The following is a 16,843-nucleotide window of genomic DNA, read 5'->3' on the forward strand; positions in this document are numbered from 1 at the left end:
CGGGACGGCAGGACGGCGGGACGGGGCCGGGGCGTTGGGGCTACTTGCCCTTCCCCCCGCCCCCGTCGCCCTTCTCCAGCCGGCCGCGCGAGCGCTCCGCCTCCCGCAGCCGCTGCTTCTCCGCCTTGCTCCGCTTGCGCTCCACGCCGACGCCGCCCATCAGCGCGAAGCCGGTGACCCGCACCCGGGGCGAGTCCGGGGCCGGGAAGCCCTCGTCCTTCGTGTTCTCCCCGAAGCCGCCCATCACGCCGATGCCCCGGACCTCGACATTCAGGTCCGGCGGGACCGTCACCTGCATACCGCCCATGAACGCGAAGCAGCGGATGACCACCTCGCGGTCCTCGAAGTTCGCCTCGCGCAGATCGATCTCACCACCGCCCCACATCGCGAACGCGGTGAACTTCCGGCCGACCGTCCAGTTGCCCCGGCGGCTGAACCCGCCCCAGAACGCGAAGGCGCCGCCCGATGTCGCGGGCGTGCCCACCCGGTCCGACCAGCGGGCCATCGAACCGGTTCGGGGCTGCCCCGCGGCCACCGGCGCCACCGCCGCGCCGACGGCCGGAAGATCGCGGACGATCGGTTCCAACTCCCCGTGCGTGCGGGCCTTGTAGGCGGCGTCGAGGCGCTGCTCGAACTCCTCCATCTCCAGCCGGCCCTCGGCCACCGCCTCGCGCAGGATCTCGGCGATGCGTTCACGCTCGGCGTCGGAGGCGCGCATGTCAGGAAGTTCGCTACTCATAGCGCGCAGCCTATTGAACGGCCGGGCTTCCGTCACCGGACTACCTGCCCGAAGCCGGCCCCGCAGGCGCCTCCGTGACCGGTTCCTCGGCCGGTGTATTGGCCGGATTCCTGGCCGGTTCCTTGGCCGGTTCCTTGGCCGACGCGTACATCTTGGCGATCACGGCCTCGATATCGGGCTCCCGCACCGAGAGGTCCACCATCGGGTACTCCGCGGCGATCCGTGCCACCAGGGGCGCCGCGGACGCGGACGCCGGGAACGCCAGCCACTGCCGCGGCCCCTCCACCTTCACGGTGCGCACCGAGGGCTCCGACTCCAGCCGGATGGGCGGGAGTTCGCGTTCCAGGTCGACCACCAGCGTCCGCTCACTCTCCCCCACCTCGTGCAGGCCGGACAGCGCACCGTCGTACATCAGACGGCCGTGGTCGATCACCATCACCCGCTTGCACAACTGCTCGATGTCCGTCAGATCGTGGGTGGTGAGCAGCACCGTCGTACCGCGCTCCGCGTTCAAGTCCCGCAGGAATCCACGCACCTTGGCCTTCGACACCACATCGAGGCCGATCGTCGGCTCGTCCAGGTACAGCACCTCGGGATCGTGCAGCAGGGCCGCCGCGATGTCGCCGCGCATCCGCTGCCCCAGCGAGAGCTGCCGCACCGGTACCTCCAACAGCTCCTCCAGGTCGAGGAGTTCGACGCAGCGCTCCAGGTTGGCCCGGAAGCGGGCGTCCGGGACCCGGTACATCCGGTGGACCAGCCGGTAGGAGTCGCGCAGCGGCAGGTCCCACCAGAGCGTGGTGCGCTGCCCGAACACCACGCCGATCCGGTGCGCCAGCCTCGTACGCTCCCGCGAGGGGTCGATGCCCGCCACCCGCAGCGAACCGCCGCTCGGGGTGAGGATGCCCGTCAGCATCTTGATCGTCGTGGATTTCCCCGCCCCGTTCGGACCGATGTAGCCGACCATCTCACCGCGCTCCACCCGGAAGCTGATGCCGTCGACGGCCCGCACCTCGCGGCGTTCGCTGCGCAGGAAGCCCGTACGGCGGCGGACGTCGAACACCTTCTCCAGTCCGTCCAGCTCGATGAACCCGTCGCCGGTACCGCCTCCGGTGTCACTGCCGCTGCCCACGCCCATGTCCGATGCCCCGCCCCGCTCGATGATCGTCAACTTCCCGTACTCCGATACGCCCGCAGACCCGCACGCCAGGCCAGGCCCGCGACCACCCAGCACAGCGCCGCCACCACCGGCGGCAGGAACGCCACCCGGTCCGGCAGGTCCAGCGGATACGGCCGGCCCAGCACGTACAGCGCCGGCAGCCAGTTCACGAACGCCAGCGGCACGACGAACGTGACCCCGCGCACCAGGTCCTTCGCGAAGACCGTCGGCGGGTACTGGAGCAGCGTGTTGCCCCCGTACGTGAAGGAGTTCTGCACCTCGGAGGCGTCCTGCGCGAAGAACTGGAACGCCGCCCCCGCCACGAACACCGCACCGAAGATCGCCGCCCCGCTCAGCAGCATCAGCGGCACCATCAGGACCCGCGCGGCGGTCCAGTCGATGTCCAGGGTCACCAGCGCATAGCCCAGCACCAGCGCCCCCTGCGTGATCCGCCCCAGCCTGCGCAGCGCGAACCGGTCCGCCGCCACCTGAGCCAGCACCGGAACCGGCCGCACCAGCAGGGTGTCCAGCGTCCCGTCCCGCACCCGCCGGCCCAGCCGGTCCATCGAGCCCATCACCAGATCCGCCAGGCCGAACGCCGTGCCCGCGGCCCCGTACAGCAGGGCGATCTCCGGCAGCGTGTATCCGCCCAGCACGTCCACGTGCGAGAACATCAGCATGATCGCGACGAAGTCGAACGCCGTCGCCGCGAAGTTGCCGAACGCCGTCATCACGAACGACGCCCGGTACGCCATCGTCGAGCGCAGCCACATCGCGGCGATCAGCCCGTACGCCCTGACCCCGTCAACCACCCGCGACCGGGGCTCGAACACCGCGACGGGCGGCTCCGCCTCCACCGTCTCCAGCACCTCAGCCACCCTGGACCACCACCCTCCGCGTCGCCGCCGACTGCATCAGCCGCCCGACGAGCAGCAGCGCCAGCGCCCAGCCCGCCTGGAACCCGTACGCGCGCACCAGGCTCCAGCCCGTGCGCTTGCCCAGGAACACATCGGCCGGCACCTGGAGCAGCGCCGACCACGGCAACGCCCGCGCCACCTCGCCCAGCAGCCCCGGGAACAGGTTCAGCGGCAGCAGCAGCCCGGAGAAGAACATCCCCGCCAGGAACGCGATCTGCGCCGCCCCCGCCCCGTCCATCAGCCAGAACGCGGACAGCGCCACCAGATAGCGGATCGCGAAACTCACCACGACGCCCAGCGCCACGGAGACCAGGAACGCCGGCCAGATCCCCGGCGACGTGGGCAGCGCCAGCTCGAAGGCCATGGAGCCCAGCAGCATCGGCACGATGCCGCGCCCCAGCAGGTGGAACGCGGCACGGCCCAAGTCACCTGCCAGCCACCACAGTTGGAGATCGATCGGCCGGTAGAGATCGACCGCGACATCGCCGGTACGGATCCGCTCCATCAGCTCGTCCTCGAAGCCGCCGCCCATCATCGCGCACGTCATCAGCAGCGCCTGGCCCAGCCATACGTACGTGAGCGCCTGCGGCATGTCGTAGCCGCCGAGCTGCGGACGCTCGTCCCACAGGGCCACATACGTGTACGCCATGATGAAGCCGAAGACGGTGTTGGTGAAGATCCCCGCGACCGTCGCGATCCGGTACGTGGCATAGCGCCGGAACCCGCCCGCCGCCACCACCGCATAGAGCCGCACCGCACCCCCACCCCCCGCCGCCTGTGACGCCGCCCGGCACTCGGCACCAAAGCGCACGAGCCTAGTCCAGCCGGGGCAGCCGCCGCGACCGCTTTTCGGGGGCAGATCCGGTGGTTATACCGGAGAAAAGGGCACTATGGGGGAACTGACCGCGGCCGAGGAGTCTGCACCGACATGAGCGACGAGCCACAGCAGCAGAACGGGGACCCCGACCGCAGGGGCTGGACCCCCAGAGACCTGCCTGCCGACGCCGCCGCCCCCGGAGGACAGGGCACCCCTGCCTCAGACCCCGCCAACGAGGCGACCGGGCCGAACGGAAAGACCAATACAAGCGGCACGAACGACACCAGCGGTACGAGCGGCACCAGCAGCACGGACGGGCCGAGCAGCACGGACGGCGCGAAGCAGAAGAAGCCCAAGCGCCCCAAACGCACGGGCTGGCGCCGCGCCGTCCCCACCTGGCGGATGGTGCTCGGTGGCATCCTCCTCGTCGCCCTGGTCCTGATCGGCGGCTTCATCGCCGGGTACGAGCTCGTCGACATCCCCTCCGCCAACGCCAGTGCCACCGCCCAGTCCAACGTCTACCTCTACAAGGACGGCAGCGTCATCGCCCGCGACGGCGAGGTCAACCGGGAGAACATCAAGCTCGCCCAGGTCCCCCGCACCGTCCAGCAGGCGGTCCTCGCCGCCGAGGACCGCGACTTCTACTCCGAACGCGCCGTCGACATCAAGGCGATGTTCCGGGCCGGCTGGAACACCTTCACCGGCAAGGGCAAACAGGGCGGCTCGACCATCACGCAGCAGTACGTCAAGAACTACTACCTGGGCCAGGAACAGACCGTCGGCCGCAAGATCAAGGAGTTCTTCATCGCGATCAAGCTCAACCGCGAGGAATCCAAGAACCAGATCTTCGAGGGCTACCTCAACACCAGTTACTTCGGCCGCAACGCCTACGGCATCCAGGCCGCCGCCCAGGCCTACTACAGCAAGGACATCGGCGACATCACCACCGCCGAGGGCGCCTACCTCGCCTCCCTGCTCAACGCGCCCAGCGCGTACGACGTCATCACCCACCCGGAGAACAAGAGCGCCGCCGTCGCCCGCTGGAACTACGTACTCGACGGCATGGTCAAGGAGGACTGGCTCGGCGCCGGCGAACGCGCCGCCATGACCTTCCCCCCGTCGGGCCCGGTCAAGCCCGCCAACAGCCTCTCCGGACAGCGCGGCTACATCGTCCAGGCCGTCGAGGACTACCTCGTCCGCAACGACATCCTCGACGAGAAGACCCTCGCCACCCGCGGCTACCGGATCACCACCACGCTGGAGAAGAAGAAACAGGACGCCCTCGTCGAGGCCGTCGACGACAACGTCATGTCCAAGACCAGCAAACAGAACAAGGCCGACCGCAACGTCCGCGTCGGCGGCGCCTCCATCGACCCCGCGACCGGCCGCGTCGTCGCCATGTACGGCGGCATCGACTACACCCGGCAGTACGTCAACAACGCGACCCGCACCGACTACCAGGTCGGCTCCACCTTCAAGCCGTTCGTCTTCACCTCCGCCGTCGCCAACGACTCCACCACCCAGGACGGCCGGCGCATCACCCCCACCACCCTCTACGACGGCACCAACAAGCGCATGGTCCAGGGCCCCGACGGGCCCACCGGCTACTCGCCCGCCAACGAGGACGACCGCAGCTACGGGCCCATCACCGTCAGCGCCGCCACCGACAAGTCCGTCAACGCCGTCTACGCCCAGATGGCCGAGGACGTAGGCCCCGGCAAGGTCCGCCAGACCGCCGTCGACCTCGGCATCCCCAAGGACACCCCCGACCTCACGGCGTCCCCGTCGATCGCGCTCGGCCCCGCCACCGCCAGCGTCCTGGACATGACCGACGCCTACGCCACCCTCGCCGGCCACGGCAGGCACGGCGCCCACGTCCTCGTCGACAAGGTCACCAAGGACGGTACGGCGGTCAAGCTCCCCGACCGCAGCACCAAGCAGGCCGTCAGCCGACAGGCGGCCGACACCACCACCTCGATCCTGCGGAGCGTCGTCGACGGCGGCACCGGAACCGCCGCCCAGGGCGCGGGCCGCCCCGCCGCCGGAAAGACCGGCACCGCGGAGGAGGACAAGGCCGCCTGGTTCGCCGGCTACACCCCCGAACTCGCCACCGTCATCGCCGTCATGGGCCAGGACCCCGCCACCGGCGTACAGAAACCGCTCTACGGCGCGCTCGGACTGCCCCGCGTCAACGGCGGCGGCGCCCCCGCCGAGACCTGGGCCCAGTACACCGGAGCCGCCCTGCGCGGCACCCCCGTCAAGAACTTCACGCTCGACCTGGAGAGCGGCACCGACGAAACCGAACCGCCCAGCACGCAGAGCAGCGCACCCGGCGACACCGGTCAGCCGTCCCGGACCCCCTCCGGCACCACCTCGAACACTCCGTCCAGCACGCCGCCCACCACCCCGTCCACCCCGGAAAGCCCGCCCGCCACCACCGGCACCCCCACCGGCGGCACCGACACCCCAGGCGGCACGGACGGCGGCACGGACGGGGCGGCCGGCGGTACAGGCGGTGGAGCCGACGGCGGCACGGACACCGGAGGCGGCGACAGCGGCGGCGGGGACAACGGCGGAGCGGACGACGGCGCGGGCACCACCGGCGGCCTCCTGGAAGGCGCCCGAGGCACCCGCGCCCCCGGGCGCCTCTGAGAGGCAGAGGCAGCCCACCGGAGACCCGAAGTGACCGTCACTGACCCTCAGAAACCGTCACTGACCCTCAGAAACCGTCAGTGACCCGAGGTCGCCTTCAGCCCCACGACGGCCACCAGCAGCAGACACACGAAGAAGATCCGGGCCGCCGTCACCGGCTCGTGCAGCACGACCATGCCCAGCACCGCGGCACCGGCCGCACCGATACCCACCCAGACGCCGTACGCCGTACCGATGGGCAGCGTCCGCGCCGCATGGGACAGCAACACCATGCTCGCCACGATCCCGAGACCCGTGAACACACTCGGCCACAACCGGGTGAACCCCTCGGTGTACTTCATCCCGATCGACCAGGCCACTTCCAGCAGACCGGCGATCACCAGCAGAACCCACGCCATGACAGAACCTCCGACGACACAGAACACGCGGACAACACGGGTGCGTCGTCTTTGCGAAGCCCGGTACGGCGCGTCTCGTCGGGGTCCCACCACCGTAGCAAAGAACAGGCAAAAGGCCTGGTGACAACGGTCACCAGGCCCTGCACACCACTATTGGGGGCTACAGATACAAACCGGTCGAATCCACCGAGCCCTCGAACCGGTCCGCCGCCACCGCGTGCAGATCCCGCTCCCGCATCAGCACGTACGCCACCCCCCGCACCTCGACCTCGGCACGGTCCTCGGGGTCGTACAGCACCCGGTCCCCCGGCTCCACCGTCCGCACGTTCTGCCCCACGGCCACCACCACGGCCCACGCCAGACGGCGACCGACCGCGGCCGTCGCCGGAATCAGGATGCCGCCGCCGGAACGCCGCTCACCCTCGGGCGAATCGGACCGGACCAGCACACGGTCGTGCAGCATCCGGATGGGCAGCTTGTCGTCGGTGTTCTCGCTCACGCCCCGCAACCTACCTGGCCGCGACTCCGCCCCGCGCCCTCGGGGCTCAACGCTTCTTCCGCCGGGCGGACACCGTGAGCAGCCCGACCACACCCACCGCGAGCAGCGCCGCCGGAATCACCCGCTCCAGCCGCGGCGCGCCGTCCTCCGTGACGAACTGCGCCTTCACGTCGGACACCGTCCGGTTCACCGCGACGAACGCCCGCCCGGCCGTCCGGTCCACGGCCTCGGCGGCCTTCGCCTTCGCGTCACCCATGATCGTCTTCGGGTGCACCCGCACCCCGATCTCATCGAGCACCACCGCGAGCTGCTCGCGCCTGGTGATGATGTCCGCCTCGATCTGCGCAGGGCTCCTGGCATCCGACACTGCGCCGCCTCCGTGGTCCTCGTCCGGTAAACCTTCATCGACAGTCTGTCAGCTCGACCGCCCCCGCACCCGGCGGCACCCCTATTACTCTCGGTCCCGTACACCCCACGTACCAACGAGGAGAACCATGAGCGAGCGACTCCAGCCCGGCGACACCGCCCCGGCCTTCACCCTCCCCGACGCCGACGGCAACGACGTCTCGCTCGCGGACCACAAGGGCCGCAAAGTCATCGTCTACTTCTACCCGGCGGCTCTTACCCCCGGCTGCACCAAGCAGGCCTGCGACTTCACCGACAACCTCGACCTGCTGGCCGGTGCCGGATACGACGTCATCGGCGTCTCCCCCGACAAGCCCGAGAAGCTCGCCAAGTTCCGCGAGAAGGAGAACCTCAAGGTCACGCTCGTCGGTGACCCGGCCAAGGAGACCCTGGAGGCCTACGGCGCCTTCGGCGAGAAGAAGCTCTACGGCAAAACGGTGACGGGCGTCATCCGCTCCACGGTCGTCGTCGACGAAGAGGGCAAGATCGAGCACGCCTTCTACAACGTCAAGGCCACCGGCCACGTCGCGAAGATCATCAGGGACCTCGGGATCTGACGACCGCATCCGGCGGCCGGGGATTGGGCCGAATGGCCGAAAAAATGTGATGGACATCCCAATCCCCCGCCGATTCGGTTTGCGACCGCCATGACCGCGCAGAAGCCTTCCCTGGAACACCCACCGAGGAAAGGACCCGGCCATGGCGGCCTCCGACCCCCATCAGGCGGCCGACCCCGAAGCGGTCAAACGCCATCCCGCCCTCTTCCGCGCCATCCGCAAACGGCAGAATCCCAAGCTGCGGCGGACGGACATCACCATCACGGACGACCAGGCGGTCAAGCGCGCCGTGAAAGCGGCCTCGCTCGGCAACGCCATGGAGTGGTTCGACTTCGGCATCTACTCCTACATGGCCGCGACCCTGGGCCACGTCTTCTTCCCGGGAGGGAGCGACACCACCCAGCTCCTCTCCTCCTTCGCGACCTTCGCCGTCGCCTTCCTCGTGCGCCCCCTCGGTGGCATGTTCTTCGGGCCCATGGGTGACAAGGTCGGCCGCAAGAAGATCCTCGCCCTCACCATGATCATGATGGCGATCGGCACCTTCGCGATCGGCCTCATCCCCTCACACGGCTCCATCGGCCTCTGGTCCCCCGTACTCCTGATCTTCTTCCGGATGCTCCAGGGCTTCTCGACCGGCGGTGAGTACGGCGGCGCCTCCACCTTCATCGCCGAGTACGCCCCCGACAAGCGACGCGGCTACTTCGGCAGCTTCCTCGAATTCGGCACGCTCGCCGGCTACGTGGGCGCCTCCGGCCTGGTCACCCTGCTCTACGCGCTCCTGGACACCGGCCAGATGGAGACCTGGGGCTGGCGCATCCCCTTCCTCGTCGCCGGCCCGCTCGGCCTCGTCGGCCTCTACCTGCGACTGCGCCTCGACGAGACCCCCGCCTTCCAGAAGCTGGAGGGCGGCACGGCACACGCCACCGAGGCGGCGGACGGCGTCGAGGTGACCGCGAAGGGCGACCTCGCCAAGATCTTCCGCGACTACTGGCCGACGCTGATCCTCTGCATCTGCCTGGTCGGCGCGTACAACATCACCGACTACATGCTGCTCTCGTACATGCCGACGTACCTCTCCGACGAGCTCGGCTACAGCGAGACCCACGGACTGCTCATCCTGCTCGCCGTCATGGTCTTCCTGATGCTGATCATCAGCCAGGTCGGCAAGCTCTCCGACCACTTCGGCCGCAAGCCGCTCCTGATGACGGGCATGCTCGGCTTCCTGGTCTTCTCCCTGCCCGCGTTCCTGCTCATCCGGCAGGGAAGCATTCCGGCCGTCTCGCTCGGCATGCTGATGCTGGGCCTCTCGCTGGTCTGCATGCTCGGCACGATGTCCGCCGCCCTCCCGGCCCTGTTCCCCACCCAGGTCCGCTACGGCTCCCTGTCGGTGGGCTACAACCTGTCGGCGTCGATCTTCGGCGGTACGACCCCGTTCGTCATCACCGCCCTGATCAGCGTCTCGGGCACCAACCTGATGCCGGCGTACTACGCGATGGGCGCGGCCGTGGTCGGCGTGATCGCGGTGGCCTGCATGAAGGAGACCGCCAACAAGCCGCTGGACGGCTCGCCGCCCTCGGTGGAGACGAGCGAGGAGGCGGAGGAACTGGTCGCGAACCAGACCCCGGACCCGAAGTTCTGACCCTTCACCTACGGGAATGGCCCGTCCCGCTTCGGTTGTCGCCGAAGCGGGACGGGCCATTCCGCATCTTGTCGGATATCGGACGTGACTCTCCGATAAGCGGTTCGTTGTTCCGTACGAGGCTGCGAACAGGCGGCCGGATGCGGAGGGGAACGTGTCGGGCCAGTACGTGTACGAGCGGGAGCGGCTCGCCAGGGCCATCGCCGAGGCGAAGAACTGGACGGACCTGATGAGTCGACTCGGGCTCAAGAAGAGTGGGGGCCAGCGACTCGTGCTGCAGGGGAAGGTAGCCGAACATGGTCTGGATACGTCCCACTTCAAGAAGCGCAGCCCGTGGCAAAAGTATCCGGACGCGGCCATTGCAGCGGCCGTCGCGTCTTCTTCGTCGCTACGCGAGGTCGTCACCAAGCTTGGTGCACCACCCGCCAGTGGCACGCTCTCCCACATCAGCCGCCGCATCGCAGCCGCGGGAATCGATGTCAGCCACTTCCCTGGCATGAACCGTCCGCGTCTGGACTTGGTGTTCACCACAGAGGAGCTACAGGCGGCCACGGCCGCCGCCGACAGCATCCGAGGAGTGGCGCGCGGCCTGGGAATGGGTGACGACAGCCAGTCACGCTCAGCACTGGCGGGCCTACTACGCAGGAGAGGCATCGACACCTCGCACTTCCGTAATGCCCGCCTCGCGATCCCCGAGGACGCCCTGCGGGACGCCGTTCCTCTAGCCAGCAGCTACGCGGACGTCATGCGTGCACTCGGCCTTGAGGTAAAGGACTCGAACCACCGCCGCGTGCGACGCAAGGTCCTTCAGCTGGAGCTCGACACGAGCCATTTCACGCGACGCACCTGGGCTTCGACCCAGGTGCGCGAGCCGAAGGCAATCGCACCGACGACCTTGGTAGTCAAACCGCAAGGGTCAGGACGCACGAAACGGGACAGGCTTCACCAGGCCCTGCAAGAGATCGGAGTCGTGTACCGCTGTGAGTCCTGTGGGAATCGGGGCAGCTGGCTGAAGCAGTCCTTCACGCTTCAGATCGACCACATAAATGGCGATTGGCTCGACAACCGGGCCGAGAACCTTCGCTACCTCTGCCCCAATTGCCATGCGCTCACCGAGACATGGTGCCGGAACCGACGTCCTAAGGAGACGGGCGCACGATTCTCCTCGGGGCTGTGACCCCTCCCCTTGTAGACTGCCGGAGACGCGCGAGTGCTGGAATTGGTTAGACAGGCTGGTTTTAGGTACCAGTGCCCTAGTGGCGTGAGGGTTCGAGTCCCTCCTCGCGCACCCCGGCGACAGGCCCGGCTCACTGCGGAAGTGAGCCGGGCCTGCGGCGTTCACGGGGGAGCGTCACCCCACCAACTCCCGCACCACCGGAACCAACGCCCGGAACGCCTTCCCCCGATGGCTGATCGCGTTCTTCTCCGCCGGGGTCATTTCCGCGCAGGTGCGGGTCTCGCCGTCCGGCTGGAGGATCGGGTCGTAGCCGAAGCCGTGGGTGCCGGCCGGGGTGTGGCGCAGGGTGCCGGGCAGGCGGCCCTCGACCACGCGTTCCGTGCCGTCGGGGAGCGCGAGGGCGGCGGCGCAGGCGAAGTGGGCGGCGCGGTGCGGGGCGTCGATGTCGGAGAGCTGGGCCAGGAGCAGGTCCAGGTTGGCCAGGTCGTCGCCGTGGGTGCCGGACCAGCGGGCGGAGAAGATGCCGGGGGCGCCGCCGAGCACGTCGACGCAGAGGCCGGAGTCGTCCGCGATGGCGGGGTGGCCGGTGGCCTGCGCGAGGGCGTGGGCCTTGAGGAGGGCGTTCTCGGCGAAGGTGACGCCGGTCTCCTTGACGTCGGGGATCTCGGGGTACGCGTCCGCGCCGACGAGTTCGTGGGTGAGGCCTGCGTCGGCGAGGATCGCGTGGAGTTCGGTGATCTTCCCGGCGTTGCGGGTGGCGAGGATGAGGCGGGTCATGGGTCGATTATCGCCGCCACCGGCATCCCTGGTTACGGGGTGCAGACCTTGCCGATCTCCTTGGCCGCGTCGGTGACCGGGGTGATGTCGGGGGTCTCGTCGCCCTTGTCTATGGAGTCGCGGACGTTGCCGACGCCGTCCCGGAGGTCGTCGACGGCCTTGCTGAGGTCGGCGTTGTCGGACTTGTCCCCGAGGTTGCCGAGCTCCTTCTCGATGTCGTCGAGGGCTTCGGAGGCCTGGCTGGGGTCGTTCGAGGCGTTCGTGACGGCCTGCTGGAGGTTGTTCACGCTGGTGGCGATGGCGTCGGCGGTCTGTACGCAGTCGATCGCCTTGTCGAGCGCCCCGCAGCCGGCCGCGGCGGTGACGGTGAGAGTTGCGGTGATGATGACCAGTGCGGTGCGGTGGCGTCGGTGGCGCGCGGCCATGGTGTGGTCCCTCCCCGGGTGCGGATACGCGGACGGGCGCACGGTTCGACCCGTGCGCCCGTACTCGTATCGACGCTGTGCGTGGGGACTTGGTTGCTTCTTTACCTGACCGGCCGGGCAGGCCCTCAGGCGCCGAGGGTGCGGGCCAGGGCGTCGTTCTGGAACGCGGCGAGGTCGACGCAGCCGGCGGTGGCGAGGTCGAGGAGGGCGTTCAGTTCGGCGCGGTCGAAGGGCTCGGCCTCCGCGGTGCCCTGGACCTCGACGAAGCGGCCGTCGCCGGTGCAGACGACGTTCATGTCGGTCTCGGCGCGGACGTCCTCCTCGTAGCAGAGGTCGAGGAGGGGGGTGCCGTCGACGATGCCGACGCTGATGGCGGAGACGGTGCCGGTCAGCGGCTTGCGGCCGTGCTTGATGATCTTCTTGCCCTGGGCCCAGGTGATGGCGTCCGCGAGGGCGACGTAGGCGCCGGTGATGGCGGCGGTGCGGGTGCCGCCGTCGGCCTGGAGGACGTCGCAGTCCAGGACGATGGTGTTCTCGCCGAGGGCCTTGTAGTCGATGACCGCGCGCAGCGAGCGGCCGATGAGGCGGCTGATCTCGTGGGTGCGGCCGCCGATCTTGCCGCGTACGGATTCGCGGTCGCCGCGGGTGTTGGTGGAGCGGGGCAGCATGGAGTACTCGGCGGTGACCCAGCCTTCGCCGCTGCCCTTGCGCCAGCGCGGGACGCCTTCGGTGACGGAGGCGGTGCAGAAGACTTTGGTGTCGCCGAAGGAGACGAGTACGGATCCTTCGGCGTGCTTGCTCCATCCGCGTTCGATGGTGACGGGGCGGAGCTGGTCGGGGGTGCGGCCGTCGATACGAGACATGGGCGGAAGCCTATCCGGCGGGTGGAGTGACCTTTGGCCCGATGCCCGGGGACGTTCAGCCTTTCCGTCTTTACTGTGAGTTTGCTAAAGCTTTTAGTATCTAACTGTCCACTCACGGGAAGATCCTGATGCCCCTCCCTTCCAGTCAGGCAATCCGGCCGCAGCCCGCCGCACCGCGTCTGCCCCTGGCGGACCACCTCGCGTCCGTCCAGGTCCTGGAGGGTGCGCCGCATGGGATCGTCATCGCTTCCGCCGAGCGGGGGGCGACGACGGTGTACGCGAACGGGCGGCTGGCGGAGCTGTTCGGGGCGCCGGTGCCGTCGGAGCCGGGCGGGCTGGCGCGGGCGGCCACGTCCTTCAGCGACCGCAACGGCGAGCCGATGCGGTTCGCCGAATCGCCGCTCGGGGTGGCGCTGGGTCTGCGCCGTCCGGCGCGGGCGGAGGTGCGGTACATGCCGGAGGGCGAGCGGGCGCTGTGGCTGGACATCAGTGCCGTGCCGCTGGACTTCGGCCCCGGTGAGCTGCCGCTGGCCGTCGCGTTCCTGCACGACGTCTCGCAGCAGCGGCGGTCGGCCGATGATCTGGACGAGGTGAACCGCAGGCTGGCCGAGCAGTTGGAGGACGCCACCTGGGTGCACGGTCTCACGGAGCGGCTGACGGACCACGACAGCGTGGACGGCACGCTGCATCAGGTGCTGGGTGAGGGTGCGCGGCTGTTGCGGGCGGACATGGGTGTGGCGCGGCTGCGGGACGAGGACGGTTCGCTGATGCGAACGCGTGCGCTGTACGGGATGCCGGCGGATGTGCGGTCGGTGCGTGAGGCGGTGGAGGGGCTGCCGCCGGGGCGCTTCCTGGTCGACGAGGCGGAGGCGGCGGGGGGCGCGCTGATCGTGGAGGACGTGGAGACCGATCCGTCCTGTACGCCGGGCATGCGGGAGCTGGCGCGCGCGGCGGGGTTCCGTCGGGTGTACGCGCTGGCGCTGAGCACCTCGTCGGGCCGTCGGCTGGGAGTGGTGGCCTGGGCGTGGCGGGAGCCGGGGCGGCCCACGCTGCGGCAGCGGCAGCTGGTGGGGACGTACTGCCGGTTCGCGGGTCAGATGGTCGAGAACAATCTGCTGTACGAGCGTGAGCGCCGGATCGCGGGGACGCTCCAGCAGTCGATGCTGGCGCAGGAGTTGCCGGAGATCGCCGGGGTGCAGGTCGCCGCGTGCAGCCTGCCGGGGGCGCGGGGGATGCAGGCCGGGGGTGATTGGTACGACGTGATGGCGCTGCCGGGCGGGAAGGCGGGGCTGGCGCTGGGTGACGTGATGGGCAAGGGGTTGCGCGCGGCGACGGCGATGGGGCAGTTGCGGACGGCGTTGCGCAGTTACGCGCTGGTGGAGGGGGAGGATCCGGTGGCGGTGCTGTCGGATCTGAACGCGTTGAGCCAGGACATGGCGCTGACGGACCTGGCGACGGTGCTGTACATGACGGTGGATCCGCGGGAGCGCCGGGCGGTGGTGGCGTCGGCCGGTCATTGTCCGCCGTTGCTGGTGGACCATTCGGGGGCGCGGTTCCTGCGTGCGGGGCAGGGGGTTCCGCTGGGTGTGGTGGACGAGTGGGACGCGGAGGCGGACGAGTTCGAGCTGCCGCCGGGGGCGTTGCTGGTGCTGTACACGGATGGTCTGGTGGAGCGGCGCGGGGAGGAGTTGGGGGTGGGGCTGGAGCGTCTGCGGACGGCGGCGCTGGCGGCGCCCTCCGAGGTGGGTGATCTGTGCGAGCACCTGGTGGAGGCGTGCCTGGACGACGGTGAGGCCTCGGACGACGTGGCGATCCTGGCGGTCCGGGTGCGCTGACCGGGGACGGGGACGGGGAACGGGGGGCAGGGGACGGGATGCGTGGGTACGCCGCAGGCCCCGTCCTGGTGGGGCGGGGCCTGCGGCGTCCGGGCGGGGGCCCGGGGGGTTCAGCGGTGGGTCACATCATGTCTTCGATGTCGGCGGCGATGGGGTCCGCGTCGGTGCCGATGACGACCTGGATCGCGGTGCCCATCTTGACGACGCCGTGGGCACCGGCGGCCTTGAGCGCGGCTTCGTCGACCTTGCTCGGGTCGATGACCTCGGTGCGGAGGCGGGTGATGCAGCCTTCGACCTCTTCGATGTTCTCGATTCCGCCGAGCCCGGCGACGATCTTCTCAGCCTTGCTGGCCATGGCCTTCTCCCTGGTTCTTCACGTACATGTGACGGCCCACCATGGGTCCGTTTCGTCACGGTAACGCACGGTTGGCCCAACTTCACGGGCGGGCAGCCGAGCCATCGCCAATGATGACGATCACCGGCGCCCTGTCTTCCGGGCGGGCTCCGCACCGTACCGCAACTGGTCTACACCAGTGTGCAACAACCCCCAATTGTGCCTTGTTCCGGGAGGACGCCGATGAGCTCGAGCAGCGCAGCGATCCCACAGAAGCAGTGGTGGAACGGTCTGTTCCAGGGCCTGCAGAAGATGGGGCGCAGCCTTCAGCTCCCGATCGCCGTGCTGCCCGCGGCGGGCATCCTCAACCGGCTCGGCCAGCCGGACGTGTTCGGTGACGAGGGCCTGGGCTGGAACAACCTCGCCAAGGTGTTCGCCGCCGCCGGCGGGGCGCTGCTCGACTCGGGGCTCGGTCTTCCGTTGCTGTTCTGCGTCGGCGTGGCGATCGGGATGGCGAAGAAGTCGGACGGTTCGACGGCGCTGGCGGCGGTGACGGGCTTCCTCGTCTACTACGCGGTGCTGCACGCCTTCCCGGTGGACTGCGACGAGGGTTCGACGTTCGTGTCGGGCGGCGTCTGGTTCGGTACGTGTGTCACGGGTGACGCGCAGGTGACGGCGGCCGAGTACCAGAACCCGGGGGTGTTCGGCGGGATCGTGATGGGGCTGATGGCGGCCTGGTTCTGGCAGCGGTTCCACCGGGTCAAGCTGGTGGACTGGCTGGGCTTCTTCAACGGCCGCCGACTCGTCCCGATCATCATGGCCTTCGTCGGCCTGCTCTTCGCGGCCCTCTGCGCCTGGGTGTGGCAGCCGGTGGGTGACGGCCTGACGAGCTTCTCCGAGTGGCTGGTGGACCTGAACTGGCTGGGCTCCGGCATCTTCGGCCTGGCCAACCGGGCCCTGCTCGTCTTCGGCCTCCACCAGTTCCTCAACACCTTCGTCTGGTTCCAGTTCGGCGACTTCACCAAGCCGGACGGGACGGTCGTGCACGGTGACATCAACCGGTTCCTGGCGGGCGACCCGACGGCCGGTCAGTTCACCACCGGGTTCTTCCCGATCATGATGTTCGCCCTGCCGGCGGCCGCGCTGGCGATCTACCACTGCGCGAAGCCGCATCGCCGCAAGGCGGTCGGGGGCCTGATGGTGTCGGTCGGCCTGACGTCGTTCGTGACGGGAATCACGGAGCCGATCGAGTACTCGTTCCTGTTCGTCGCGCCCGTGCTGTACGCGATCCACGCGGTGCTGACGGGTGTGTCGATGGCGCTCTCGTGGGCGCTCGGGGTGAAGGACGGCTTCAGCTTCTCGGCGGGTCTGATCGACTACGTCATCAACTGGAGTCTGGCCACCAAACCATGGCTGATCATCCCGATCGGGCTGGGCTTCGCCGTGGTGTACTACGCGATCTTCCGGTTCGCGATCATCAGGTTCAACCTCCAGACCCCGGGCCGGGAGCCCGACGAGGTGGAGGAAGAAATCGAGAGCAACCTCACGAAGTAGCCGCTGGTACGGGGTCGTAGCCCGTACCGCCAAGGCCCCCGGACCCTCGGTCCGGGGGCCTTCGGCATGTCACGTTGCGTGTGCGACGGCCACTGCGAA

General features: G+C 69.2%; 16 protein-coding genes, 1 tRNA gene, 1 pseudogene and 1 riboswitch. Of the genes and pseudogenes, 7 read left to right on the forward strand and 11 right to left on the reverse strand.

Annotated features, from left to right (window positions below; all coding sequences use genetic code 11):
* Positions 1-40: 40 nt before the first annotated feature.
* The 4 genes and pseudogenes from OG892_RS14095 to OG892_RS14110 form a co-directional block, all read right to left on the reverse strand.
* Entirely contained in the window at positions 41-739 is a 699-nt protein-coding gene (locus OG892_RS14095; RefSeq protein ID WP_073738241.1) for a DUF1707 domain-containing protein, read from the reverse strand.
* Positions 740-875: 136 nt separating this feature from the next.
* A pseudogene (locus OG892_RS14100) lies at positions 876-1,874 on the reverse strand (ATP-binding cassette domain-containing protein); the annotation flags it as partial.
* 29 nt (positions 1,875-1,903) lie between these two features.
* Positions 1,904-2,773: an ABC transporter permease gene (locus tag OG892_RS14105; RefSeq protein WP_328866926.1), complete on the reverse strand. Its 870-nt coding sequence runs from the start codon at positions 2,771-2,773 to the stop codon at positions 1,904-1,906.
* A complete protein-coding gene (locus OG892_RS14110; protein WP_371629341.1) occupies positions 2,766-3,566 on the reverse strand; it encodes an ABC transporter permease in 801 nt (266 codons plus the stop codon). Before OG892_RS14110 ends, OG892_RS14105 begins: the two co-directional genes overlap by 8 nt.
* Positions 3,567-3,740: 174 nt before the next feature.
* Here OG892_RS14110 and OG892_RS14115 point away from each other — a divergent pair, with 174 nt between their 5' ends.
* A complete protein-coding gene (locus OG892_RS14115; RefSeq protein ID WP_371629342.1) occupies positions 3,741-6,281 on the forward strand; it encodes a transglycosylase domain-containing protein in 2,541 nt (846 codons plus the stop codon).
* 77 nt (positions 6,282-6,358) lie between these two features.
* Here OG892_RS14115 and OG892_RS14120 read toward each other — a convergent pair whose 3' ends face one another.
* From OG892_RS14120 to OG892_RS14130, 3 genes are all read right to left on the reverse strand, one after another.
* The gene (locus tag OG892_RS14120; RefSeq protein WP_024491021.1) at positions 6,359-6,679 is read right to left on the reverse strand and encodes a multidrug efflux SMR transporter; all 321 of its coding nucleotides are present in this window, start codon (positions 6,677-6,679) and stop codon (positions 6,359-6,361) included.
* Between the two features lie 39 nt (positions 6,680-6,718).
* Positions 6,719-6,783: riboswitch (guanidine-III (ykkC-III) riboswitch) on the reverse strand.
* Between the two features lie 56 nt (positions 6,784-6,839).
* Positions 6,840-7,178 (reverse strand): co-chaperone GroES, encoded by a 339-nt coding sequence (locus tag OG892_RS14125; RefSeq protein WP_031087845.1) that lies wholly within the window; start codon positions 7,176-7,178, stop codon positions 6,840-6,842.
* A 46-nt stretch (positions 7,179-7,224) separates the two neighbouring features.
* Positions 7,225-7,545, reverse strand: coding sequence for a DUF3618 domain-containing protein (locus tag OG892_RS14130; RefSeq protein WP_073738237.1), 321 nt, complete (start codon positions 7,543-7,545; stop codon positions 7,225-7,227).
* A 127-nt stretch (positions 7,546-7,672) separates the two neighbouring features.
* Between OG892_RS14130 and bcp the strand changes: the two genes are divergently transcribed.
* The 4 genes from bcp to OG892_RS14150 all read left to right on the forward strand — a co-directional run bounded on the left by bcp (position 7,673) and on the right by OG892_RS14150 (position 11,067).
* Positions 7,673-8,140: a thioredoxin-dependent thiol peroxidase gene (gene bcp / locus OG892_RS14135; protein ID WP_327337071.1), complete on the forward strand. Its 468-nt coding sequence runs from the start codon at positions 7,673-7,675 to the stop codon at positions 8,138-8,140.
* 142 nt (positions 8,141-8,282) lie between these two features.
* On the forward strand, positions 8,283-9,779 hold the full coding sequence (gene proP / locus OG892_RS14140) for a glycine betaine/L-proline transporter ProP (protein ID WP_328866924.1): 1,497 nt from the start codon (positions 8,283-8,285) through the stop codon (positions 9,777-9,779).
* 154 nt (positions 9,780-9,933) lie between these two features.
* Positions 9,934-10,956 (forward strand): HNH endonuclease signature motif containing protein, encoded by a 1,023-nt coding sequence (locus tag OG892_RS14145; RefSeq protein WP_371629343.1) that lies wholly within the window; start codon positions 9,934-9,936, stop codon positions 10,954-10,956.
* A gap of 27 nt (positions 10,957-10,983) precedes the next feature.
* Positions 10,984-11,067, forward strand: a tRNA-Leu gene (locus tag OG892_RS14150).
* A 63-nt stretch (positions 11,068-11,130) separates the two neighbouring features.
* Here OG892_RS14150 and rdgB read toward each other — a convergent pair.
* From rdgB to rph, 3 genes are all read right to left on the reverse strand, one after another.
* The gene (gene rdgB / locus OG892_RS14155) at positions 11,131-11,733 is read right to left on the reverse strand and encodes an RdgB/HAM1 family non-canonical purine NTP pyrophosphatase (protein ID WP_371629344.1); all 603 of its coding nucleotides are present in this window, start codon (positions 11,731-11,733) and stop codon (positions 11,131-11,133) included.
* Between the two features lie 32 nt (positions 11,734-11,765).
* Complete coding sequence (locus OG892_RS14160; RefSeq protein ID WP_073738231.1) at positions 11,766-12,158, reverse strand: hypothetical protein; 393 nt, start codon at positions 12,156-12,158, stop codon at positions 11,766-11,768.
* 125 nt (positions 12,159-12,283) lie between these two features.
* The gene (gene rph, locus OG892_RS14165) at positions 12,284-13,021 is read right to left on the reverse strand and encodes a ribonuclease PH (protein WP_073738230.1); all 738 of its coding nucleotides are present in this window, start codon (positions 13,019-13,021) and stop codon (positions 12,284-12,286) included.
* Between the two features lie 128 nt (positions 13,022-13,149).
* Between rph and OG892_RS14170 the strand changes: the two genes are divergently transcribed.
* Positions 13,150-14,856 carry a SpoIIE family protein phosphatase gene (locus OG892_RS14170; protein ID WP_371629345.1) on the forward strand — a complete coding sequence of 569 codons (1,707 nt, stop codon included), beginning with the start codon at positions 13,150-13,152 and terminating at the stop codon, positions 14,854-14,856.
* Between the two features lie 121 nt (positions 14,857-14,977).
* On the opposite strand, the gene OG892_RS14175 is transcribed toward OG892_RS14170, so the two are convergent.
* Positions 14,978-15,211 carry a glucose PTS transporter subunit EIIB gene (locus OG892_RS14175; RefSeq protein ID WP_018517946.1) on the reverse strand — a complete coding sequence of 78 codons (234 nt, stop codon included), beginning with the start codon at positions 15,209-15,211 and terminating at the stop codon, positions 14,978-14,980.
* 222 nt (positions 15,212-15,433) lie between these two features.
* Here OG892_RS14175 and OG892_RS14180 point away from each other — a divergent pair, with 222 nt between their 5' ends.
* Positions 15,434-16,744 carry a PTS transporter subunit EIIC gene (locus OG892_RS14180; protein ID WP_371629346.1) on the forward strand — a complete coding sequence of 437 codons (1,311 nt, stop codon included), beginning with the start codon at positions 15,434-15,436 and terminating at the stop codon, positions 16,742-16,744.
* Positions 16,745-16,843 lie beyond the last annotated feature (99 nt).

It is taken from the genome of Streptomyces sp. NBC_00341, from assembly GCF_041435055.1.
In the GTDB taxonomy this organism is placed as follows: Bacteria; Actinomycetota; Actinomycetes; order Streptomycetales; family Streptomycetaceae; genus Streptomyces.